The sequence below is a fragment of the Natronorubrum amylolyticum genome, from assembly GCF_052040145.1.
In the GTDB taxonomy this organism is placed as follows: domain Archaea; phylum Halobacteriota; class Halobacteria; order Halobacteriales; family Natrialbaceae; genus Natronorubrum.
This window is the reverse complement of record NZ_JBPPFW010000004.1, coordinates 395,591-416,823: the sequence shown is the minus strand read 5'-3', so window position 1 is coordinate 416,823 and position 21,233 is coordinate 395,591. Positions and strand designations below refer to the sequence as shown.

General features: G+C 65.1%; 18 protein-coding genes. 10 read left to right on the top strand and 8 right to left on the bottom strand.

The genetic code is table 11. The features are described from left to right. Positions 1–32 precede the first annotated feature (32 nt). On the top strand, positions 33–1,400 hold the full coding sequence (locus ACSFDB_RS17635) for an RNA-guided endonuclease TnpB family protein (protein WP_440772215.1): 1,368 nt from the start codon (positions 33–35) through the stop codon (positions 1,398–1,400). A 371-nt stretch (positions 1,401–1,771) separates the two neighbouring features. On the opposite strand, the gene ACSFDB_RS17630 is transcribed toward ACSFDB_RS17635, so the two are convergent. After that, entirely contained in the window at positions 1,772–2,560 is a 789-nt protein-coding gene (locus ACSFDB_RS17630; protein ID WP_440772214.1) for a PAS domain-containing protein, read from the bottom strand. 93 nt (positions 2,561–2,653) lie between these two features. Next, positions 2,654–2,911 (bottom strand): DdfA family disk-determining factor, encoded by a 258-nt coding sequence (gene ddfA / locus ACSFDB_RS17625; protein WP_440772213.1) that lies wholly within the window; start codon positions 2,909–2,911, stop codon positions 2,654–2,656. Positions 2,912–3,237: 326 nt separating this feature from the next. Between ddfA and ACSFDB_RS17620 the strand changes: the two genes are divergently transcribed. The 4 genes from ACSFDB_RS17620 to ACSFDB_RS17605 all read left to right on the top strand — a co-directional run bounded on the left by ACSFDB_RS17620 (position 3,238) and on the right by ACSFDB_RS17605 (position 9,932). Further along, on the top strand, positions 3,238–8,088 hold the full coding sequence (locus tag ACSFDB_RS17620; RefSeq protein WP_440772212.1) for a PAS domain S-box protein: 4,851 nt from the start codon (positions 3,238–3,240) through the stop codon (positions 8,086–8,088). Between the two features lie 78 nt (positions 8,089–8,166). After that, positions 8,167–8,997: a CPBP family intramembrane glutamic endopeptidase gene (locus tag ACSFDB_RS17615; protein ID WP_440772211.1), complete on the top strand. Its 831-nt coding sequence runs from the start codon at positions 8,167–8,169 to the stop codon at positions 8,995–8,997. A gap of 62 nt (positions 8,998–9,059) precedes the next feature. Next, positions 9,060–9,581, top strand: coding sequence for a Holliday junction resolvase Hjc (gene hjc, locus ACSFDB_RS17610; RefSeq protein ID WP_440772210.1), 522 nt, complete (start codon positions 9,060–9,062; stop codon positions 9,579–9,581). Between the two features lie 204 nt (positions 9,582–9,785). Further along, positions 9,786–9,932, top strand: a complete 147-nt coding sequence (locus ACSFDB_RS17605) for a hypothetical protein (RefSeq protein ID WP_175529312.1) — start codon at positions 9,786–9,788, stop codon at positions 9,930–9,932. Positions 9,933–9,958: 26 nt separating this feature from the next. Here ACSFDB_RS17605 and ACSFDB_RS17600 read toward each other — a convergent pair whose 3' ends face one another. Then, complete coding sequence (locus tag ACSFDB_RS17600) at positions 9,959–11,812, bottom strand: acyl-CoA dehydrogenase family protein (RefSeq protein WP_440772209.1); 1,854 nt, start codon at positions 11,810–11,812, stop codon at positions 9,959–9,961. Positions 11,813–11,963: 151 nt separating this feature from the next. After that, a complete protein-coding gene (locus tag ACSFDB_RS17595; protein WP_440772208.1) occupies positions 11,964–12,590 on the bottom strand; it encodes an SWIM zinc finger family protein in 627 nt (208 codons plus the stop codon). A 267-nt stretch (positions 12,591–12,857) separates the two neighbouring features. Here ACSFDB_RS17595 and ACSFDB_RS17590 point away from each other — a divergent pair, with 267 nt between their 5' ends. Both ACSFDB_RS17590 and ACSFDB_RS17585 read left to right on the top strand, forming a co-directional pair. Continuing rightward, complete coding sequence (locus ACSFDB_RS17590) at positions 12,858–13,121, top strand: DUF7472 family protein (protein WP_440772207.1); 264 nt, start codon at positions 12,858–12,860, stop codon at positions 13,119–13,121. Between the two features lie 80 nt (positions 13,122–13,201). Further along, positions 13,202–13,597, top strand: coding sequence for a hypothetical protein (locus ACSFDB_RS17585; protein ID WP_440772206.1), 396 nt, complete (start codon positions 13,202–13,204; stop codon positions 13,595–13,597). A 31-nt stretch (positions 13,598–13,628) separates the two neighbouring features. Here ACSFDB_RS17585 and priL read toward each other — a convergent pair whose 3' ends face one another. Beyond that, a complete protein-coding gene (gene priL, locus ACSFDB_RS17580; protein ID WP_440772205.1) occupies positions 13,629–14,711 on the bottom strand; it encodes a DNA primase regulatory subunit PriL in 1,083 nt (360 codons plus the stop codon). A 160-nt stretch (positions 14,712–14,871) separates the two neighbouring features. Here priL and ACSFDB_RS17575 point away from each other — a divergent pair, with 160 nt between their 5' ends. After that, on the top strand, positions 14,872–15,738 hold the full coding sequence (locus ACSFDB_RS17575) for an alpha/beta fold hydrolase (protein ID WP_440772204.1): 867 nt from the start codon (positions 14,872–14,874) through the stop codon (positions 15,736–15,738). Positions 15,739–15,819: 81 nt separating this feature from the next. Here the strand turns inward: ACSFDB_RS17575 and ACSFDB_RS17570 are convergent, their stop codons facing one another. The 3 genes from ACSFDB_RS17570 to ACSFDB_RS17560 all read right to left on the bottom strand — a co-directional run bounded on the left by ACSFDB_RS17570 (position 15,820) and on the right by ACSFDB_RS17560 (position 17,894). Beyond that, positions 15,820–16,143 carry a HalOD1 output domain-containing protein gene (locus tag ACSFDB_RS17570; RefSeq protein WP_440772203.1) on the bottom strand — a complete coding sequence of 108 codons (324 nt, stop codon included), beginning with the start codon at positions 16,141–16,143 and terminating at the stop codon, positions 15,820–15,822. 226 nt (positions 16,144–16,369) lie between these two features. Beyond that, positions 16,370–17,050, bottom strand: a complete 681-nt coding sequence (locus ACSFDB_RS17565) for a helix-turn-helix domain-containing protein (RefSeq protein WP_440772202.1) — start codon at positions 17,048–17,050, stop codon at positions 16,370–16,372. 100 nt (positions 17,051–17,150) lie between these two features. Beyond that, on the bottom strand, positions 17,151–17,894 hold the full coding sequence (locus ACSFDB_RS17560) for a DNA polymerase sliding clamp (protein ID WP_090307936.1): 744 nt from the start codon (positions 17,892–17,894) through the stop codon (positions 17,151–17,153). Positions 17,895–18,120: 226 nt separating this feature from the next. On the opposite strand from ACSFDB_RS17560, the gene ACSFDB_RS17555 reads away from it, so the two are divergent. Together ACSFDB_RS17555 and glmS are read left to right on the top strand one after the other, a co-directional pair. Further along, on the top strand, positions 18,121–19,296 hold the full coding sequence (locus ACSFDB_RS17555; RefSeq protein ID WP_440772201.1) for a sugar phosphate nucleotidyltransferase: 1,176 nt from the start codon (positions 18,121–18,123) through the stop codon (positions 19,294–19,296). Next, positions 19,296–21,170 (top strand): glutamine--fructose-6-phosphate transaminase (isomerizing), encoded by a 1,875-nt coding sequence (gene glmS, locus ACSFDB_RS17550; protein WP_440772200.1) that lies wholly within the window; start codon positions 19,296–19,298, stop codon positions 21,168–21,170. Before ACSFDB_RS17555 ends, glmS begins: the two co-directional genes overlap by 1 nt. Positions 21,171–21,233: the final 63 nt, after the last annotated feature.

The following is a 21,233-nucleotide window of genomic DNA, read 5'->3' as shown; positions in this document are numbered from 1 at the left end:
CGCTGAACTAATCGAGAAAGGATTAGACGCCAGTGACGACGGTAACTAAGACGCTTCAAGCGACGTTAGCCCCACCGACAGCCCACAAGCAGTCGAAACTCGACGACCTACTCAAAACGTACCGTGACGGTCTGCAAGAGGCGTTCGACGCCGGGGCAAGTACCATGTCGGCGGTCAGCGGCATCGTGACGCCCTACGACCTTCCGTATCAGGCGAAAGCTGCTCTGTGCAACTACGTTCCGAAACTCCGCAAGACGTACGACGCGAAGGAGTTGGACGACGAACACCCGATACGGCTCACGAATCAAGCTGCGAAGTTCGACTACTCCGACGAGCGTGACTACGAGTTCACATGGTGGGTTCCCCGTCCCGGTCGGGGGACGAACTTCTGGATACCGCTCCGCATTAACCCCGAACAGGAAGACCTCTGGCACGACCTCGTAGCCGAGGACGCAAAGGCGGGCGAAATACGGCTTCAGAAGCACCGGAAGAACTGGGTACTGCACGTCACCGTTGAGTACCCAGTCGAAGAACCAACGAAGGATGGTGACGCCACACACATCGGCTTAGACATCGGAGAAACCGCCCTCATCACGGGCTGTGCCCTCAAGGACGGTTCTCCGACTGACCCGTTCGTGTGTGACGGAAGCAGAGCGAAGCATCTCCGCAAAGAGATGCACACAACCCTGAAACGCCTCCAAGAGCGTGATGCGTCCGAGTGGCGGATTGACGACCGCTTCTCGCGCTACCAGAACGCGCTCACCGATATCGTGGAGAAAGCGTCTCGACAAGCCGTCGAGTACGCCAAACAGTACGAGAATCCGGTGTTGGTGATGGAGGATTTGACGTACATCCGAGAACGACTCGACTACGGGAAGTATATGAACCGTCGGCTTCACTCGTGGGCGTTCGCCCGACTCCAAGGTCGCATCGAGGACAAGGCGACGGAGGCAGGCATCCCGGTCGAGTACGTGAACGCAGCGTACACCTCGCAGACGTGTCACTCGTGCCACCGTATCGGTCGGCGGGACTCCCAAGCTGAGTTCCGGTGTCCCCACGACGACTGCCACGTTTCGACGTTTCAGGCCGACATCAACGCTTCCGCGAATATCGCACGACGGGTTGACCCGTGGGGAGAGAGCGTCTCGCTTGACAAGGCGGAACGCGATGACTCGCCTCGGGATGGGAGCGGTTGTGACACCGCCACGACTCCGACCGAGACGGCTCCGCCGTCTCGTGGTCACGAGAGACGATCCCGGTCTCTCGAACGACAACGTGAGAAGAGCGCACCAGCGCAGATGACGCTCACGGCGTTTCGAGAGTCAAAACCCTCTGCCAGCGTTCACGAGACCATGTCTCGTGAGCCAACCAGAACCTCTGGTTCTGGTGACGAGGACTAACTGGTATTCTCCATGCGTGGGAAGCTTCGCCGTTTACGGCGAGGAGGATGTCACTTTGCTGCGGTGGCGCGCACCGGCGACGCGTTCTCACGATGTTCGAGCGCGTCGTCGATAATGCGCGAGAGATGAGCGAGTGAGTTTACGAACGAGCGTTTGCGCGGGACCTCCGGTCCCGCGAACTGGTCGCGCGGTAAAACCGCGCGACACGAAGTGAGCGCCTCAAGGGTGTGAACGGGGAACGAAGTGAACCGTGAGCGACGTGGAAATAGTTGCCGCCAGCATGAACAGACCGCTTGTCCGTACCAGCGTCGCTACGAGACTAACCCCGGGATCTCCCCATACTAACTTCACAACTCGAGCACCGCGTCCGGTTACGCCGCTTCGTCCGTTCCACCGTCGCTGGCCGGCGTGTCCACGCCGAACACGAGGCTTCCGTCGTCGAGTCCCCCGAGCCGAACCCGGACGTCGAACGGCTCGCCCGAGCCCCGCCGTCCGGTACAGCTCCCGGTCCAGCGCCAGCCGTCCGCGACTGTCGGGATCGCGGTGGTTTCGAGGCGTTCGACACAGTCGTCGGTGAACAGTGCTTGCCAGGCGGTCCCGCAGAGCGCGTCGCGATCGGCGCCGAACTGCATCGCGAACGATCGGTTGGCGAACTCGAGATCGCCGTCGGGTGCGGCGATGGCGACCGCGTCCTGGGCGAGTTCGACGCTCGCGAGCGATCGGCGGGAGAGGGCGGCGAGCCGGCGGTGCTCGACGAGCGTCTCGACGCGGTGGCGCAGTCGGTCGGGAAGCGTCGTCGTGTCGGGGTGGGCGACGCAGTCGGCCCATCGGTTGCTATGGATCGCGTCGAGAGCGACCGACGAGTCGTGGGTGTCGTCCACGAGGAAGACGATCGGCAGCGCGGGCGTTCGGTCAGTCACCCGATCGAGCAGGTCGAGACCGTCGCCGTCCGCCAGGGTGTACTCGCTGACGAGACAGTCGACGTCCTCGAGCCGCGCCATCGCGTCCGTGATCGACTCGGCCGTCCGGATCGTGAACCCGTCTCCGGTGGTCGCCTCGAGGTGGTCTCCGTACCGGTGATCGTTCGCGACGACGAGCGCGGTGATCGAGTTGGAAACCGGCGAACAGTCGCCGTCGTTCGTCGCGATCGACGGAATCATCGTCAGTTGGCCTCCGCTCGAGTCGGTCGCTCGAGCCGCGTGCTGTCGACCATCGGTAGCGGGCACGTCACTCGAGTCGGCAGTAGCCACCGCTTACGCACGAACATGGACCGTTCCGTCGATCAGGATGGTCCCGTCGCTTCGGACTTCGACGGCGTGATCGCCGTACGAGAACTGGACCCGGCCGTTGACCGTTGCGTTTCCCGAAAATAGCTGGTCGAGCGCTTCGGGATCGACGACGTGGTAGAGGGGCTCGAGTTCGGTCGGATCAGTCTCGGTCGCGTCGGCGAGGGCGTCGATAACGGTGAGGCTGATCGAATCGTTGTGGTAGTCGAGCGTCGCTTCGGGCATTATGTTCGTCCGAACGCGAACGACGGCTATTCTCCTGTCCATTATACACGTAATCTCGTCGCGATCGAGACACTACGTGTATAGAAGCCCGGTCGAAACTGCACGACTCCGTCCGGGTACTCGTCTCCAACCCGTTGCGCTCTGCGCTGCCTGCCCCCTCGCTCCTCGCTCACTACATTTTATGTATCTTTGAAGATATTAAATACGCCAGGTCTGAGAGGGAACGAAACCACGAACGTCATTTGCGGGCGTTGCATACCCGCTGTATGGCTATCCCTTCGTCTTGCAGGGGATCGTTCGCGTGTCCCACCGGTCGAGAGACACGAGTGCTCGCTCTCGGCCTCCTCTCGCTTGCGTTCGCCGCGTTGATCGGACTACTAATTGTTGCGTCGAATTCCGTAGGATCGGCCGCATCGATCGCCCCGAGTTCGATAGCGGAACCGACGCCGGGCGTTCCGGTCGTCCTGCCGCTGCTGTTCGGACTCGCCGCGTCCGGTGATCCGGACCGGGATACCGCCCTCGAGCGACTCGCGACCGACCTCGAGTCGTTCGTCGCCGAGTTCACGGCCGACAGTTCGCTACCGGCGCCGGGCCGGGACGGAGCCGGCCGGAACGGGAGGCCAGGAGACGGAACGAATCGGGACGGAGCCGCTGTGGACGCGACGGAACGGGACGAGACGGACTCAGGTACACCAGCTCCGAACGAACAAGCTGCGGACGCATCGGCACGGGTCGGCGCGGGGGAGATCCGAGCGGCGAAGCCGACGTTCGACCTCGAGCGCGACGACGAACTGGGTCGACTGTCGGCGGCCATCGAAACGCTCGCGACGACGGCTCGAGAACGGGACCGACAGTTCGAGGCGGTCTTCGACGATCCGAAAACGCTCGTCGCCCTGCTCGACCCGGACGGGACGGTGCGACGGATCAACGAGACGGCCCTCGAGTATCTCGACAGTGGTCGGGAGGAAGCGATCGGCGAGCCGTTCCCAGCGATGCCTTGGTGGGCTGACACGCCGACGGCGGACGTACAAGCGTGGATCGACCGCGCCGAATCCGGGGTGTACGTCGAGTACGAAGCGCAGCTGAACGACCCGGACGGGAATCGACGGTGGGTGAGCGGCACGTTTCGGCCGGTGACGAACGAGGCAGGGGAAGTCGTTTCGATCGTCGTCTCCGGTCGGGATGACACCGCGCGGAAGGAACGCGAACAACGGCTGGAAGCGACGAACGCGCGACTCGAGACGCTGTTCGAGAGCGCCCCCGACATGATCGACGTTCTCGACGCCGACGGGCGGATCGTCGACGCGAACCGACGGCTCCGTACCGAACTGGGGTACGAGGAGGACGAACTGCTCGGGACGGGAATCTGGACGTACGATCAATTGGTCGACGAAGCGGACGTCAAATCGGTGCTCGAAAGGGTATCAGTCGGTGACCGACGGACGTTCGAGGGGCGCTATCTGCGCCGTGACGGCTCGGAATTTCCCGTCGAGATACAGCTGCTACACCTCGATCTCCCGGACGCGAATCGGTTCGTGGCTATCAGTCGCGACATCACCGAGCAGAAGGCCCGCGAACGGGAGTTACAACGGTACACGGCGTACACCGACGAGTTGCTCGACGCCGTCGACGATATCTTCTACGTCATCGACGAGGACGGCGACGTCCAGCGGTGGAACGAGACGCTCTCGTCGGTGACCGGTTTCTCGAAGGCGGAGATCGAATCGATGAACGCCGCCGAGTTCTTTTCGCCCGCGAATCAGCAACTGGTCACCGAGGCGATCGAGGAGGCGCTCGAGACGGGCTCTGCGCGCGTGGAGGTGTCGCTGCTCACCGCCGACGGCGAGTCGATTCCCTACGAATTCGTCGGCTCCAAACTCGAGGATCTCGACGGGAACGCCGTCGTCACGGGGATCGGTCGCGACATCTCCGAACGCAAAGAGCGCGAACGCCAGCTCTCGACGTTGATGAGCAACGTTCCCGGAATGGTCTACCGGTGTCGAAACGAACCGGACTGGCCGTTCGACTTCGTTAGCGAGGGCTGTTTCGAACTCACGGGTTACGACCCCGAAACGCTAGAGAACGGTGACGTGAGCTGGGCCTCGGATATCATCCTCGAGCGACACGACGAGCTGTGGGAGACGGTCCAGCAGGCCGTCGCGAACCGGGAGCCGTTTCAGGTAACCTTCCCGATCGAGACGGCCGACGGCGACCGCCGCTGGGTCCGCGAACGCGGACGAGGCGTCTTCGACGAGAACGGCGAACTCGAGTCGCTGGAGGGTGTCATCACCGATGTCACGCAGCAGATCGAGAACGAACGTCGACTCGAGCGAACCACGCGGCTCCTCGAGCAGTCCCAGCGGCTGGCTAACATCGGGGCCTGGGAGCTCGACGTGACCGAGGAGCCGTACGATCTCGAGTGGACCGATCAGGTGTCCCGGATTCACGGGCTTCCGCCCAGCGAAGCGGTCGACGTCGAGCGAGCGCTCGAGTTTTACCACCCAGCGGATCGGCCGACCGTCAGGGCGGCGCTCGAGCGCGCCGTCGAGGACGGCGACCCGTACGACCTCCAGGTCCGGCTCCGGTCGGATGACGGCGATCACCGATGGGTACGCACGATCGGCGATCCCGTCGAAGCGGACGGCGCCGTCGTCAAAGTTCGGGGAGCGTTTCAGGAGATTACCGACCGCAAACGACGCGAACGCGAACTCGAGCGCTACGAGACGATCATTCAGGCGGTCGGTGACCCGGTCTATACGCTCGACGAATCGGGCGAGTTCCAGTTTGTAAACGACGCGATGGAGTCGCTTACGGGCTACGAGCCCGAGCAGATGCTCGACTGGGACGTTACGGACGTCATGACGAGCGTGGATCTCGAGGCGGCGAGGGAGTTGGTTCGCGACCTGCTCCGCGAGGGCGAACCGTACGGAACCTTCGAAATGGACCTTGGGACCGCTGACGGCGACGTGATCGAGGCGGAGAACCACGTCGCGCTGTTACCGATGGACGACGGCGAGTTCGCCGGCACCGCGGGCGTCGTCCGCGATATCACCGAGCGCAAGGAGCGCGAACGCGAACTCGAGCGCACGACCGATCTGTTAGAGCGCGTCCAGCGAATCGCGAAGGTCGGCGGCTGGGAACTGGACGTCGACGCCGAGCCGCCGGAAGCGACCTGGACCGAAGAGTGCTACCGCTTGCTCGGCCTGCCCCACGACGTCACGCCGACGCTCGAGACGACCCTCGAGTGCTACCACCCGGAGGATCGTCCGTCCGTTCGCACCCGTCTCAGAAACGCGATGGACGCCGAGCGGGGCTACGATTTCGAAGCCCGACTCCAACCCGACGGGGACGAGAGCAGGTGGGTCCGGGCGACCGGCGAGCCGATCTTCGACGCGGCGGGCGACCTCAGGGCGTACCGCGGCTCGGTCAAAGATATCTCCGAGCAGAAGGGACGCGAACTCGCGCTCGAGTCGCTCCACGAGACCGCACGCGACCTGCTCAACGCCGAGACGGAGACGGCGGTCGCGGAGCTGGTCGTCGAGACGGCCGCGGACATCCTCGAATCTGGGAGCGCGGGAGTCTACCTGTTGAATTCGGGAACGAACCGGTTCGAGCCGACCGCGCTCACGGACGGTTTCACCGATCGGACCGGCGGTGCGCCGCCGATCGCGGTCGGCGACGGCGACTCCGTGCTCTGGAACACGTACCTGGCCGGCTCGCAGACGGTCGTCGACGACGCCGTCACCGGCGACCGTTCGCCGCTGTTCGGCGGCGACGTGCCGGGCGGCTTGCTGGTCCCGATCGGCGACCACGGGGTGTTCGTCCTGGTCGCTCCGCCCGCCACCATCGACGACGAGACGCGACGACTGGTCGAGACCCTCGTTGCGACGACCGAAGCTGCGTTCGACCGCCTCGAGAGCGAGGCGAGCCTCCGGGAGCGCGACGCGGAGCTCGAAGCCCAGAATCGCCGGCTCCGCCGGCAGATCCAGATCACCGAGATCATCAGGGGTATCGACCGCTCGCTCATCGGTACTAACAGCCGCGAGGAGATCGAGCGAACCGTCCCCGAACGGCTCGTCGAGGGCGACACCGTCGCGTTCGCCTGGATCGGCGACGTCGACGCCGCCGGAACGACACTCGAGCCGCGGACCTGGGCCGGCGACGAGCCGGAGTATCTGGACGCCGTCTCGTTCGATCTCGAAGCCGGTGTGGACGAGCCGTCAGTTCGGACCGTCCGATCGGGGACGCCCTCGGTCGTCGAGAACGTCGTCGAGGGACTCAAAGACGAGCCGTGGCGGAGCAGCGCGCTCGATGCGGGCTTCCAGTCGGTGCTCTCCGTACCGCTGTCGTTCGAGGAGTACAGCTACGGCGTGCTCACGGTGTACGCCGACGAGCCGGATGCGTTCACCGACCTCGAGCGGACGGTGTTCGCGGAGCTCGGCGAGGGGATCGCGAACGCGACGAACGCGACGAAGACTCAGGAAGCGCTCCACGCGGAGACGCTCGTCGAACTCACGCTCGCACTCGAGGGCAGCGACGACGTGCTGTCCCAAATCGCGAGGAAGACCGGTGCGACCGTCGAGTACGAGGGACTCGGCGTCGACTCCGGCTCGGAAACGGTGCTGTTCTTCGAGACGGCCGGCGTCGCGCCGGCCGACGTCCGTACTGTCCTCGACGAGCTCGTCTCCGTAACGGACGCTCGACTCGTCACCGAGTCGGACGAGCAGTGTCTGTTCGAGGCGGCCGTCACGGGCGACGTCGTCGCCTCTCGACTGGTTCGTCACGGCGCCAGCCCGCGGTCGATCACCGCCGACGGCGACCGGACGACGATCACCGTCGATGTTCCCACGACCACCGACGTCAGGGAGTTCGTCGAGATGGTCGCCGAGCGGTACGCCGGCGTCGAACTTCAGTCGCGTCGCCACGTCAGGCGAGCGTCCAACACGAGACAGCTGACGTCGTTGTTCGACGACCTGACCGATCGCCAGCTCGAGGTGCTCCGGACGGCGTACCTGGCCGGCTTCTTCGAGTGGCCCCGCGAGAGCACCGGCGAGGAGATCGCCGAGATGCTCGAAGTGACCCAGCCGACGATCAACCGGCACCTCCGGATCGGTCAGCAGCGACTGTTGGCTCAGCTGTTCGAGAACGGGGCGCTCTCGTTTGCCGATGGGACGTAAGCCGGCCGTTCGGTCGGTCGTTCTCGGTGCTGTTTCGAGAAAGGAACACCCAAGGAGGGCGACGCCGTAGCCCTCCGCATGGAAACGCCCTCGCATTCGGAACAGCGTGACGGTGCGCCGCTCCGATCGACGTTCGTCGCGATCGGATTGACGGTCTTCGGCCTCCTCATGGCGGAGTTCGCAACGCTTCCCGCCTTCCTGGTCGATCCCTCCCTGCTCGATGCCGTCATGGGCGGCTCGCTGGGCGACGCCTCGATGGGCGGGCGGACGCTCCTCTTGATGTTGAACTTCGTCGGGATGGCGCTGGCCGGCGTGATCTACCTGCTCGCCACCGATCGCGGACTGTCGTGGATCGATCTCCGCGTCCCGACCCGAAACGACTGGAAGTACCTGATCGGCGGCAGCGTCGGCATCATCGTGTTCCTCTACGCCGTGAGTATCCTCTTTATGCTGCTCGACGTGCCCGCCGCGGAGAGTCAGGTGATGGATATCGTCGGCGAGAACCAGACGATGATCCTGATCATGATCTTCATCGTCTTCTTCTTCAACGCCCCAGCCGAGGAGTTCCTCTTCCGGAACGTCATCCAAAAACGGCTCTACGAGGGCTTTTCGCGGACGAACGCGATTTTGGTCACGAGTCTGATCTTCGCGGCCGTTCACCTGCCGATGTACCTCCTCGCCGAGACGTTCGTCGCGACGCTCGCGTCGCTCACGATCATGTTCGGCGGCTCGGTGATCTTCGGCTACCTCTACGCGAAAACCGACAACCTCCTCGTGCCGACCATCGCCCACGCCGTGCTCAACGCCTTCCAGTTCACCATGCTCTATCTCGCGATCGAGTTCGGACTGGACGACGCCGAGACCGCGCCCTCGATCATCCTCGAGGCGATCGCACTGATCCCGCTGTAGACGGCCGATCAGTGTCGCCGCGTTCTCCCTCCCTTTATTAGGGCAGGCGGGTGAGAGCGTGTATGTCTCAGGCGAAGGGTGACAGACGCGAACGGGAACTCGTCAACGCGCTCGACGAGGCCGGGTTCGCGGTCATGCGTGCACCCGCGAGCGGTTCCGCGACGGAACGCGAACTGCCGGACGTCCTCGCGGGCGACGGCGAGCAGTTCTACGCGATCGAAGCGAAGTCGAGTTCGGGCGACCCTATCTATCTCACCGGCGAAGAGGTGGAGGCGTTGATCTACTTCTCCCGAAACTTCGGCGCGAAACCGCGCATCGGTGTTCGATTCGACCGCGAGGACTGGTACTTCTTCCACCCCGGCGACCTCTACGTGACCGACGGCGGCAACTACCGCGTCAAGAAGGAGACGGCCATCGCCGACGGCACCGACTTCGCCGAGTTCGTCGGCGAGAGCGAGAAGGTGACGCTCGCGGAGGTCGGCGACGACGCCGACGACGGGCCGGACGAAGACGTCCTCCGCGTGCTCAACGCCGTCGAACAGGGCGTGATGGACGTCGAAGAGGCCGCCGAGATGCTCGAGTGAGGAACAGCCCGAACTGTCTCGACGCGGTCAACTGATCGCTCCGACGCGACCGACTGATCGCTCCGACGCGACCGACTGTGGTGGGGCGAACCTATTTGCCCGTGTGCAACGTTCACACACTCGTCTCGACGACGTGCGTACGTCGCCGACCGGGAACCACCTCGAGACGCGGCGGAGAGGTGTTCGAGACGTGAGGCGTGTACCATGACACTCCCACCAGCCGAGCCGATGTTGGCGTTCGCAGCGGGGGCCTCGGTTCTCTACCTGGCGTTCTGGTGGGTGTGGTGGAACGTGCTCGTCGACAACGGGGTCGAACTACAGTACTCGGAGGACGGCTCCGAACTCGACTGACGGCCCTCGATTGCCTGAAGGGACGCTCAATCGTCCGCCGCCATCGGCTCCGAGAGCGTCTCGGGGTCGACCGACGCGTTTCTGACGATCGGTTCGAACGCCTCGAGCGCGAACCGATCGCCGCTCGAAATCCCCCTCGCGTCGGGAGTCTCGAGTTCGTTCGCGACGAACCGCTGAGCCACGAGCGCCATCCTGCCGTTTCCGTCGTCGAGTTTCGTTTGGGCCTCCTCGAGGAGGAGTGCGCCGGTGAAGACGTCGAAGACGTAGTGGGCGAGGCGTTTGGCCGAAAGCTGTGCGTACTCGCCGTCCGCGCCGGCCAACGTCGCGAGCGCGCCCGCGAGGTCGTGGTACTCCGCTTCGACCGTCTCGGCGGCGTCCGCGAGCGCCGGATGCGAGACGGTCTCGAGTCGGTCCTCGATCGCCTCGAACAGCGGTTCGTGGGCGTCCTCGCGCTCGAGCGCCCGCAGCACGTCCAGCGAGAGGATGTTCTCGGTGCCCTCCCAGATCGGCAGCACCTGTGCGTCCCGGAGCAGCCGGTTGGTGACGAAGTCGTTCACGTAGCCGTTGCCGCCGTGGATCTCCATCCCGTAGGAGGCGGTGTCGACCGCCATTCGCGCCGTTCGCGCCTTGGCGATCGGCACCAGGAGTCGCATCAGGCGGTAGGTGTCCTCGGCGTCGGTGGCGCTCTCCGTCGAATCCGCGCCGCGTTCGGCCCGCTCGCGCTCGGACAACAGCCGCGCCGCCTCGAAGGTGTACGCCATCGCGGCCTCGTGGTCGACGGCCATGTCGACCAGATCCGCGCGCATCAGCGGATACTGGTCGATCGTCTCGCCGAAGGCCTCGCGGTTCGCGGCATAGATCTTGCTCTCGAGCAGCACGCGACCGATGATCCCGCAGGAAGCGGCGGCGTTCGAGAGTCGCTCGAGGTTGAGCATCTCGGTCATCTGTTTGAAGCCGTTCTCTTCTTCGCCGACGAGGTGGGCTTTCGCGCCGGTGAACTCGACCTCGCCCGTCGGGACGGCGATCGTGCCGAGTTTGTCCTTCAGCCGCCGGTAGAGCTGGTCGTTCACCCCGTCGGGCGATAGCCGGCCGTCCTCGAGTCGGTCGCCCTTCGTGTAGGGGCCGTCACCGGCCTCGTCCGGGTCGGCGTGAGGGACCAGAAACATCGAGAGTCCCTGCGTGCCCTCGGGGGCGTCCTCGGTTCGGGCGAGCGCGAGGGTTCCCTCGGCGTCGATGTTCGAGCAGAACCACTTCTCGCCGTAGAGGCGCCAGCACTCCGCCTCGTTATCGTACTCGGCGCGCGTCTCGTTCGCCCCGACGTCGCTGCCGCCCTGTTTCTCGGTGAGGAACATCGCGCCCTCGATCAGGTCCTCGTAGGTCCGGCTGGTCAGGGCCTCGTAGTAGGCCTCGAGGTCGCCGTCGTCGAACTTCTCGAGGACGAGCGCCGCGCCGGCGGTCATCGCCACCGGACAGTCGAAGCCGGGGTCGGCGTAACACAGCAGGTACTGCATCGCGAGGTTGTGCGACAGCGGCATCGGCTCCTCGCGGTCGGGCGGGGCTTCGAACGAGTCGGCGACGATCCCCATCTCGTAGGCTAACCGTTCGTTCTCGAGCTGTTCGGTGGGGTAGCGAACGCGGTTCTGGACCTCGCCGTGTTTGTCGTAGGGCTCGAGTTCCGGGCCGTGATCGTCGATATAATCGGCGTTGTCCGCGATCGTGTGGCCGACGATCTCGCCGAACTCGGAGAGCCGGGACTCGGCCCACTCGAACTCCGCGTCGGTGTAGATCCGGCGCAGTTCGCGCTCGAGGGCGTGATCGAGCTTCCAGTAGTTGACGTGACGTCCCTCCGCGAACTGGCCGTAGTCGATCCCGTCGCTCATAGCCTGGTAGTTGTTGGCGCGTCTCAATAAAACGGCGGTGAGTCAACGGGTAATTCGTTTTCGATGGTTTAGGGACTCGAGTGGCGCGTGTCGCCGACCGAAAGTTACTCGGGGCGGGCCGGAAGCGAAAACCGAATTTTCGGACGAACCGCTACGCCGCTTTCTCGAGTCGCGTCCGCGGGAAGACGTAGACCTTCAGCGAGCCCGGGATGACGCCGTTCGTGGCGACGGTCGCGTGGGGGTAGACGGCCCCGACGACGGGGGCGTCGGGCTCGTAGTTCTCGTTCGTCGCGTACTCTGCGACGGAACAGTCGGCCGCGCCGATCTGAACCGCGTCGGCCCGCAGATCGGAGACGTCGACGACGGTGAGTCGATCGCCCGTCTCGCGGTCGCGGACCGCGCTGCCCGGCCAGATCGCGTGTTCGTCGCAGTAGGCGGGCGCGTCCGCCGCGTCCTCGTCGACGAAGACGGCGGTTCCGCAGTCGTGGCAGGCGACCGCGACCTCGCCCGGCGGGGGCGTTCGGCCGTCGGTGATCTCGATGGCGACCCGGCGGATGTGCTTGCAGCGGGCCTCCCGGAAGATGTGGTCCGGACAGGTGCAGCGACCGCCCTCGAGGTCGACGAGGTAGGTGTGATCGCTGGCGGATTCGACCTCGTAGAGGCCGTCGCCAAGCGAGAGGACGGACATCGCTTCGGTGCGAGCGCGGCGCGCCCGCGCCTCGAGGCGGTTGCTCGGCGGTACTGGCAGTGGTGTTTTCGGTGACGCTGTTGTGTTCATAGGTGCGTCGGAGCGATGCGATCAGGACGTGCTGATCGGCTTTGTTGTAGTCGGCTGGCTATTCGACGTTTCTAGGCGTTCGATCGATATAACACGTCTGCCGGCAGTTGCAGGCAGCTGCTTTATAATGGGTACGACTGGCAACCCCTTCAGTTCGAGTGGAGATATTCCAGTGTTGTCGAGGACGATCGTCGGCCGAGTTGGTCCCGGTCGTCGCGGCGCGCCCTTCGAAGCGCTTTTGCCCGGCCCGCCGAAATCGATCCAGTAATGCTCGAGCGTGAGCGAATCATCGAAATCGTCGTCGCCGTCGCCGCCGTTCTCCTGATGCTCGGCGTCATGATCGGTATCGGCTCCGAATACGGTGGCAACGGACAAGCCATGTCGACCGACGGCGGGGAGATGCTCGTCATCGCGATCGTCGGCTTCATCCTCCTGTTGACCGCCGTCGGCATCGCCCTCGCGTTCGTCCTGAACGATCCCGAGGACGGACTCGAGGCGGACGACGACACGGACGCCCAGAGCGCGGCCTGAGTTCGGCCGTCCACGCTGGCCGGTGAGCCGAACTGGCGAATCTGCGACATCTTTTTCACGCCCCGTAGATGACAGTAGATATGGACAATATCGACGCCAGTTCGGAGTCGCGAGCGGAATCGGGGCGTCGTCTTCGACGGCTCGCCGCCGTCGCCGTCTTCGTGCTCCTCGGCACCTCGCTGCTCGTACGGACGACCTCCGTCGTCGATCCGGTGCTGGCCGGCGGTGCACTGGCTGTTCTGGCCGTGCTCGGCGTCGTTCTGTTGCTGTCGTCGTCCGGGTCAACGTCGGAAACGGGCGGCGATGACGAGGGCGGGACGACCGACGGCGAGTCCGACGTCTGGGACGCGATCCCGTCGTGGCAGTACGAGGGCCGACACGTCGAATCGGGCGGTCTCGCTCGTGGCGAACAGGAACAGGCGTTACAGGACATTCAGCGACAGGCCGACGAACTGTCCGAGGAGCCCGAAAAATAGTCGCGCGCTCGGTAGCGCCGGTCCGTCCCGATCAATCGCCGCTCGCTTCCTGACCCTCGTCGCCCTCCTCCCGCCAGTCCTCGACCTCGTCGTCGTCGGCGTCGTCGATCCGCTCCTCGTAGTAGGCCATCGGATGCGGAATGCGCTCGCAGAGGTCGTCCTTGTTCACGCAGTCGCCGTAGGACTGCATCGTCGCACAGGAGGGCGCGGAGTACTCCGTCGGCGAGGAGTCGCCGCGGATGTGATCGGTCTGGTAGCGAGTCATCTCCTCGCCGAACGACGAGTTGACGCGGTAGAGATCGACAATCTCGTCGGTCGTCATCCCGATGTTCGCCAGGAAGGCGGTGATCGCAAACCGTGAGTGGTGTGGGAGGTGTTCGCCCTTCTGAATCTGATCGAGCAGGGCCTTCATACACGGCGGGAACAGGTCCGGAACGACGGTGTCGATCTCCCGCGTGAGTTCGAGGTCGGCAAGCACCTCCCGAATCTTGGCTTCCTCGTCCTCGAGCGCCGTCGCGATGACGTCGGGAACGTCGAACGGAAGCCCCTCCTCGATCCGGCTTCGGATAGCCTCCTGGAGCAAGACGAGGAGTTCGGCCTCCGAGACCGGCACTTCGCCGTCGGCCAGCGCGCGGTTGACGAGTCGCCACTCGTCGTCCCAGCAGTCTTCGGCCAGCGGCAGGTAGGTTCCGACGTCGATCCGGTAGCCGTCGGGGGTCTCCCGAACGTCGCCGTGGAGGTCGAACTCCGAGAGGAGCGTCTCGAGGTCGAGCCCCGTCGACTCGACGCTTTTGAGTTCGGTCGTCTCCTCGAGGTCGGCCGTAAAGCGGTCGTAGGCCGTCGCGGCTTCGGCGCGGGCGTACTTGCGTACGAGGATGTTTTCCTCGACCATCGAGACGAGCACGCGCGCCACGGGATAGGAGAGCAACTCGACGCGGGCCTCCCGCCGCGGTTCGCCGGTTTCGCCGTCCTCGAGGGCCGCCACGACGCGCTCTCGAGCGCGGTCGACGACCGCCTCGTCCTGCTCGACGACGGTGGCCAGATCGACGGCCTCCGTCGCCACCGCGTCGCGGGCGGCCTCGAGGAACGGGTACCGGGCGTGCAGTCGCTGCATCGGTAATGGGATGTTACTGCGCGGGGTTAAACCCGCTGATTGTTCGTCGGATCGCGGAGGGTGGTAACCGTTGATTGGATCGCTCGATCGTCGGCCACTCCCGGTGCTGACGGCGCAAACGAGGGTCGATTTCAAGGGGATCCGATACGTCACTCCGAGTATGCCACGGGCGCTACGCGACGGTGTGTCGATCTACTACGAGCGCGAGGAGAGCGAGGACGGCGGGACGCCCGTCGTCTTCGTGCAGGGACTGGGCTACGGCCGGTGGATGTGGCGGTGGCAGCGCGAGGCCGTCCGCGACAGCTACGACATGGTCGCGCCGGACAACCGCGGGACGGGACAGTCCGACACCGGGCTCCCCCCGATCCTCCCGCGACTGCCCCGCAAACTCCGCGCGCCGCTCATCTTCAAACTGGCCGGCTACTCCATCGGCGGGCTCGCAGCCGACCTCGAGGCCGTCCTCGAGGACGCGGGCATCCGGGAGGCCCACATCGTCGGCGCGAGCATGGGCGGGATGATCGCCCAGCGCTACGCGATCGAGTACACTCGCGCGAAGACGCTCACGCTCTGTTGTACGAGCCACGGCGGTCCGGACGCGGTCCCGGTACCGGAGGAGACCCAGGAGTTCATCTTCGACGTGCCCAAGGGGGCCACCGAGCGCGAAAAATTGCGGCATCGAATGCGTCCCGCGTTCAACGAACGGTTCACGAATCGGAACCCGCACCTGATGGACCGGATCCTCGAGTGGCGACTCGAGCAGGACGCCGCGGACCCGGCCCGCGAGGCCCAGGCCACCGCCGTCCTGAACTTCGACGTCAGTGACCGTCTCGACAGCATTCGGGTGCCGACGCTGGTTCTCCACGGCACTGACGATCAGGTCGTCCCCGCGGCGAACGGGACGCTGCTCGAGGAGGCGATTCCGAACGCCCGACTCGAGCGGTTCGAGGGCGGTTCGCACCTGTTTTTCATCGAGGATGCGGCGGACGTGAACGAAGAACTGCTGGCGTTTCTCGACGAACACGAGTGACAGCGCACTCGGCGGGAGTTCTGTTCGGCTACTCGAGGGTCGGCTACCCGTGACCCATCGGCTCGAGGTCGGTGACTCGAGTTACGGCTCGGCCGCGACGGGACCCCGTCGAATTCGAATCTCGCCGTTGCTCTGTACGCCGATGTCGAACCCCTCGTAGGTGAACCACAGCTGGTGGACGCCAGCGTCGTCGCTTCGGCGGGCGTGCCGGACGAGCGAGTCGAGCGAGTCGGGTTCGACGGCCTCGTAGAGCGGGCTGAGCTCTACTGTCGCGTCGCCGGTGAGCGCGGCGACGGCCGTCACGACGGCTTCGCTCGCCCGCTCGCCGGCGTCGGGATCGAACGTCGCGACGTATCGGAGTTCGGTTGCCTCTGAGGCGTCCGTCGGATCGTCTGCGGAGGGCATACGACGTCTACTCCGGAGAGACTGGTAGGTCGTATCCTTACTATGTAGTATCATTAAATAACGGCGTGTACACGTCAGTTCGATACGATAGTTACCACTGGAGTATTTTCCACACCGTTTGCGGTTCTCGCTCACTCCGTTCGCTCACGGGTCGCTCGTGCTCCCATCCCGCGTTCGGGCGTTCATCGACGTCCAGGACTCCTATCAGAGTCTGGGAGCGCGGTGACTACTCGGCCGAAAACGACGTTGCGCGTCGAGCCACCTGTTCGTCGATTCCGAACAGGCGGGCGAGCAGGTTCCGGTGCCCGCGACGGAGCCGTCCCGCGAGCGACTGTCGGGTGATTCCCAGCTCGGTCGCGAGATCGTCGAGCGTCGCCCGTCTGGGATCGTCGAAGTAGCCCCGTTCGAACGCCAACTCGAGCGCCTCGAGCTGGGCCAGCGTCAGCTCGGTGTTCGTCTCGCGGGACTCGAGCGGCTGGAGTCGGCGAACGGAGAGCCGAACGTCGTTCGTCCGACACCGGGTCTGGAACCGTTTGATCGCGTCGTGGTCGTCCGCTCGGAGTCTGAACCGCCACTGGTTCCGTTTGCCGACCGCCGAAAGGAGCGTGACGTTCGAGTCGACGATCGCGCTGACGATGCCGTTGGCCGTCGGATCCCACTCCGCTCGAAAGAGGACGGTGCCGTCGTCGAGCTCGTCGACCAACGTGAACGTCTCCGCGGGCGGCGACGCCTCGAGTGCGGCCGTGACGTCGTGTCGGTCCGCGCCGCCGATCCAGAGATAGGGAAACACCGCCCCGTTCGTCGGAACGATCCGCTCGAGTTCGACGGTCGCCTCCGGAACCGCCGAGAACAGCGAGCCGAGCGGAAACTCGTCGGCGGCGACGGCGAACTCGACGAGGAGTGCCATTGACCCACGCTGACGGGACGGTGCTCAATAAATCCAGTGATACGAGTAACGAATAGAAACACTCCCGCAGTAAGAACGGTTTTACTTCGGGGCGGCGCGATCAGTCGCTCTGAATGCGCGGTGCGAGCATGTACGTGACCTGTCCCTGCCCCTCCGCAAAGCCGAAGTAGATCTTAACGGGGAACTCCTCGCCGAGGTGGAGCGTGACCTCGGTGTCGGACGGAATCGCCTTGTTCATGTCCTTGAGATAGTCGAGCGAGAACAGCGAGTGGGCCGGCCCGACCTGCAGATCGATCAGGTCCTCCTGGGTGAGTTCGAGGTGGACGTCGTCGGTGTCGCCCTCCGCGTCGACGTAGAAGTACTCGTCCGCCTCCTTGACGCCGAGTGCGATGTGATCGCTCACCATGTCGGCCGCTTTGACCGACCGGTTGACGTCTTTCCCTTCGAGGATGACCTCTGCGGGAAGGTCGAGATCCGGAATGTCCGGCTCCTGTCGGATGGAGTCGGGATCGATGAGCGCGAGGGTGTACTCGAGTCCGTCGATCTGGATGTGGAGTTTGCGCGTCTCTTCGTCGAGTTCGAGCTGGACGAGCTGGCCGGATTCGGCCATGCCCGCGATATCCTCGAGTCGCGAGAGGTCGACACCGATTAGCCCGCCGTCGGCTTCGTAGGATTCGAACGCCGCCGCATCGAGCGAGAGGTCGACCATCCCGACGTTAGCGGGGTCGACGGCTCGAATTTCGAGACCGTCTTCCTCGAGGTGGATCTTACACTCGTCGACCAGCACGCTCACCGAATCGAGCGCGCTGGTGAGCGTTGCCGCGCTCACGATGGCCTTGAACATATAGCTCGGGGTACGGACGGTTGCCATAAAAAGCCACCCTTTACGCGCGAGCGCGACACGGGCGAAGCGACGGCTACGGTCGACTCGAAACCTTGGGTTTGTCGTCGAAACGATTTGTTGGGGTGGATGTTGTACCACTGTTACGGTCTCCTCGGCTCGGGTGTGTCGATCGTTATCGTGAAGTAAGGTAACACAAACGAAATACCGGGAAGCCGCCCGTTCGGTAATGAGTTTCCCTTCTGCGGTCGTCCTCGCGGCAGGCGAGGGGACCCGTCTCAGGCCGCTGACTCGGAATCGACCCAAGCCGATGCTTCCGGCGGGAACCAGACCTATCCTCGAGCACGTCTTCGATCAGTTGATCGAGGCCGGGATCGACTCGATCACCGTCGTCGTCGGCTACCGCGGCGACCGAATTCGGTCCTACTTCGGCTCGAGCTATCGGGAGGCTGACCTCACGTACGTTCGGCAGGATCGACAGCTCGGAACCGGCCACGCCCTCCGTGCCGCGTCGTCGGTCGTCGACGGAACGAGCCTCGTCGTCAACGGCGATCAGCTCGTGGAGAGCCGACTCATCGACGACGTTATTGCCACACACGACGCCGACGCCGCCGCGACGATCGGCCTCGTCAGGCGACAGGATATCGGCGAGTACGGCGGCGTGATCCTCGATGACGACGGCACCGTCTCGGAGCTGGTCGAAAAGCCACGGGACGATCGTCCGTACAGACTCAACGCCGGCGTCTACGCGGTCGAACCGTCGATCTTCGACGCGATTCGCCGAACGGAGCCGACCGACGGCGAGTCCTCGCTGGTCGACGCGGTCACGACGCTGATCGAGAGCGGCGAGACGGTTCGCGGGACCGTTTCGGACAGCTACTGGCTCGACGCGACGTACCCGTGGGATCTGCTGGATCTCTCCGACACGCTGTTCGATACCGGCGTGATCGGCGACGAGGTCGCCCCCTCCGCGACCGTCCACGGCTCGGCGACGATCCGATCGCCGGTGGTGATCGACCGCGACTGCGAGGTCGGTCCCGGGGCGGTCGTCGGACCGCACACCTGCCTCGGCGAGAACGCGACCGTCGGCTCGAACGCAGTCGTCGAGCGGAGCGTGATCGACGCCGACAGCCGTCTCGGTGCCAACGCGACGGTCGTCGACTGCGTGACCGGCATCGGTGTCAACGTCGGCCACGGGTCCGTTGTTCCGGGCGGACCTGGGGACGTTCGCGTCGGCGACCGGTTCTTCGAGAACGAGCCGATTGGGGCCCTGCTCGCCGATCGGGTCACCGACCGCGGCGGCGTGACGTACGCGCCGGGGACGATCGTCGGGGCCACCGCGACGATCGCCGCTGGCGCGACGATCCGCGGCAAGATCGAAGACGACACCGAGGTGCGTTCCTGATGTGCGGCATCATCGGCTACGCCGGCGGCGAGTCGGACGACACCGTCCTCGAGCGACTCCTCAACGGGCTGTCGAACCTCGAGTACCGCGGCTACGACTCGGCCGGAATCGCGGTGGCGAACGCGCCGCTGGCGGTCGAAAAGCGTGAGGGAGAACTGGTGGAACTCGAGCGTGCACTCGCCGCCGACGGCGCAGCGTTCAACGGGAGCAGGGGTTCGGACGACTGGATCGGGAGCGATGCCGCCGACAGCTTCGACGGCCCGACGGGGATCGGCCACACGCGCTGGAGTACGCACGGCCCGCCGTCGGACGTCAACGCCCACCCGCACACGAGTCCGAACGGTTCGGTCGCCGTCGTCCACAACGGGATCATCGAGAACTACCGCGAACTCCGCGAGGAGCTGTCGGCGGACGGCTACGAGTTCCGGAGCGACACCGATACCGAGGTCGTTCCCCACCTCATCGACCGGGAGCGCTCTGGAGGCGCGGACCGCTTTGCGGCGTTTCGTGCGGCGATCGACCGACTCGAGGGAAGCTACGCGATCGCGGCGGTGTTTCCCGGGCACGAAACGATCTACGTCGCTCGACACGAGTCGCCGCTCGTCCTCGGTCTCGGCGAAAACGGAAACTTCCTCGCGAGCGACGTCCCCGCGTTCATCGAGTACACGAACCAGGTCGTTTACCTCGACGACGGGGAGTTCGCCGCGGTCTCGCCCTCGTCGGTGACCGTCTCCGACGAGTCCGGCGCCGTCGTCGAGAAATCGGTCGAGACGATCGATTGGGATCCGGAAGACGCTGGCAAGAGCGGCTACGACCACTACATGCGAAAGGAGATCACCGAACAGCCCCGGGCCATTCGGGACTGCCTGCGCGGTCGCATCGAAGAGCTGGGTGGCACCGTCTCGCTCCCCGAACTCGAGGGACTCGAGGAGCCCTCTGCGGTTCAGTTCGTCGCCTGCGGAACGTCCTATCACGCGGGACTGTTCGGCGAGCGCCTGCTCCAGCGCCAGGGGATCCCCGCCCAGACGTTCGTCGCGAGCGAGTACGACGCCGACCAACTGCCCGTCGACGAGGAGACGCTCGTCGTCGGCGTCACCCAGAGCGGTGAGACGGCCGACACGATGCGCGCGCTTCGCGGCGCGAACCGCGCCGGTGCCACGACGCTCGCGCTGACCAACGTCGTCGCCAGCTCCGCCGCGCGGGAGTGCGATCACGTGCTCTACATCCGCGCCGGCCCGGAGATCAGCGTCGCCGCGACGAAGTCGTTCGCCTCCCAGCAGGTCACCCTCTCGCTGCTCGCGACCGCGCTGGCCGACACCGCCGACCCCTCCTCTTCCGCGTCGCGCGAACACCTTCGCGAACTTCGTCGGCTCCCGGACCACATCCAGTCGGTACTGGACGATTCCAACGCCCGATCCGTCGTCGAGGCGTTCCTCGAGGCCGACGCCTACTTCTTCATCGGCCGGGGGTACAGCGCGCCGGTCGCGCTCGAGGGGGCGTTGAAGCTCAAGGAGATCACGTACCGACACGCGGAGGGGTTCCCGGCCGGCGAGTTGAAACACGGGCCGCTGGCGCTGGTCACGGAGGCGACGCCGGTGTTCGCGATCGTCTCGGGTCGGGAGAAGACGTCGGCGACGATCGGGAACGTGACGGAGGTACAGGCTCGCGGGGCGCCGGTCGTCGCGGTGACCGATTCGCCGGCGACGGTCGGCAGCCACGTCGACTACGTCCTCGAGGTTCCCGAGACGCATCCGGCGGTGATGCCGATCGTCGCGAACGTTCAGCTCCAACTGGTCGCCTACTGGTTGGCCGACGCGCTCGATCGACCGATCGACAAACCGCGAAACCTGGCAAAGAGCGTCACCGTCCTCTGATCGTACCGGTCGTGATCCGCGGCGATACCGATCGGACGGAGCGCTGTTCGTCAGTTCCGGCCC

Excerpts from the sequence above, each read along its gene's own strand:
- ACSFDB_RS17630 (WP_440772214.1), bottom strand. The coding sequence starts at position 2,560 with ATGATTCCGTCGATCGCGACGAACGACGGCGACTGTTCGCCGGTTTCC.
- ddfA (WP_440772213.1), bottom strand. The coding sequence starts at position 2,911 with ATGCCCGAAGCGACGCTCGACTACCACAACGATTCGATCAGCCTCACC.
- ACSFDB_RS17615 (WP_440772211.1), top strand. The coding sequence starts at position 8,167 with ATGGAAACGCCCTCGCATTCGGAACAGCGTGACGGTGCGCCGCTCCGA.
- hjc (WP_440772210.1), top strand. The coding sequence starts at position 9,060 with ATGTCTCAGGCGAAGGGTGACAGACGCGAACGGGAACTCGTCAACGCG.
- ACSFDB_RS17605 (WP_175529312.1), top strand. The coding sequence starts at position 9,786 with ATGACACTCCCACCAGCCGAGCCGATGTTGGCGTTCGCAGCGGGGGCC.
- ACSFDB_RS17600 (WP_440772209.1), bottom strand. The coding sequence starts at position 11,812 with ATGAGCGACGGGATCGACTACGGCCAGTTCGCGGAGGGACGTCACGTC.
- ACSFDB_RS17595 (WP_440772208.1), bottom strand. The coding sequence starts at position 12,590 with ATGAACACAACAGCGTCACCGAAAACACCACTGCCAGTACCGCCGAGC.
- ACSFDB_RS17590 (WP_440772207.1), top strand. The coding sequence starts at position 12,858 with ATGCTCGAGCGTGAGCGAATCATCGAAATCGTCGTCGCCGTCGCCGCC.
- ACSFDB_RS17585 (WP_440772206.1), top strand. The coding sequence starts at position 13,202 with ATGGACAATATCGACGCCAGTTCGGAGTCGCGAGCGGAATCGGGGCGT.
- priL (WP_440772205.1), bottom strand. The coding sequence starts at position 14,711 with ATGCAGCGACTGCACGCCCGGTACCCGTTCCTCGAGGCCGCCCGCGAC.
- ACSFDB_RS17575 (WP_440772204.1), top strand. The coding sequence starts at position 14,872 with ATGCCACGGGCGCTACGCGACGGTGTGTCGATCTACTACGAGCGCGAG.
- ACSFDB_RS17570 (WP_440772203.1), bottom strand. The coding sequence starts at position 16,143 with ATGCCCTCCGCAGACGATCCGACGGACGCCTCAGAGGCAACCGAACTC.
- ACSFDB_RS17565 (WP_440772202.1), bottom strand. The coding sequence starts at position 17,050 with ATGGCACTCCTCGTCGAGTTCGCCGTCGCCGCCGACGAGTTTCCGCTC.
- ACSFDB_RS17560 (WP_090307936.1), bottom strand. The coding sequence starts at position 17,894 with ATGTTCAAGGCCATCGTGAGCGCGGCAACGCTCACCAGCGCGCTCGAT.
- ACSFDB_RS17555 (WP_440772201.1), top strand. The coding sequence starts at position 18,121 with ATGAGTTTCCCTTCTGCGGTCGTCCTCGCGGCAGGCGAGGGGACCCGT.
- glmS (WP_440772200.1), top strand. The coding sequence starts at position 19,296 with ATGTGCGGCATCATCGGCTACGCCGGCGGCGAGTCGGACGACACCGTC.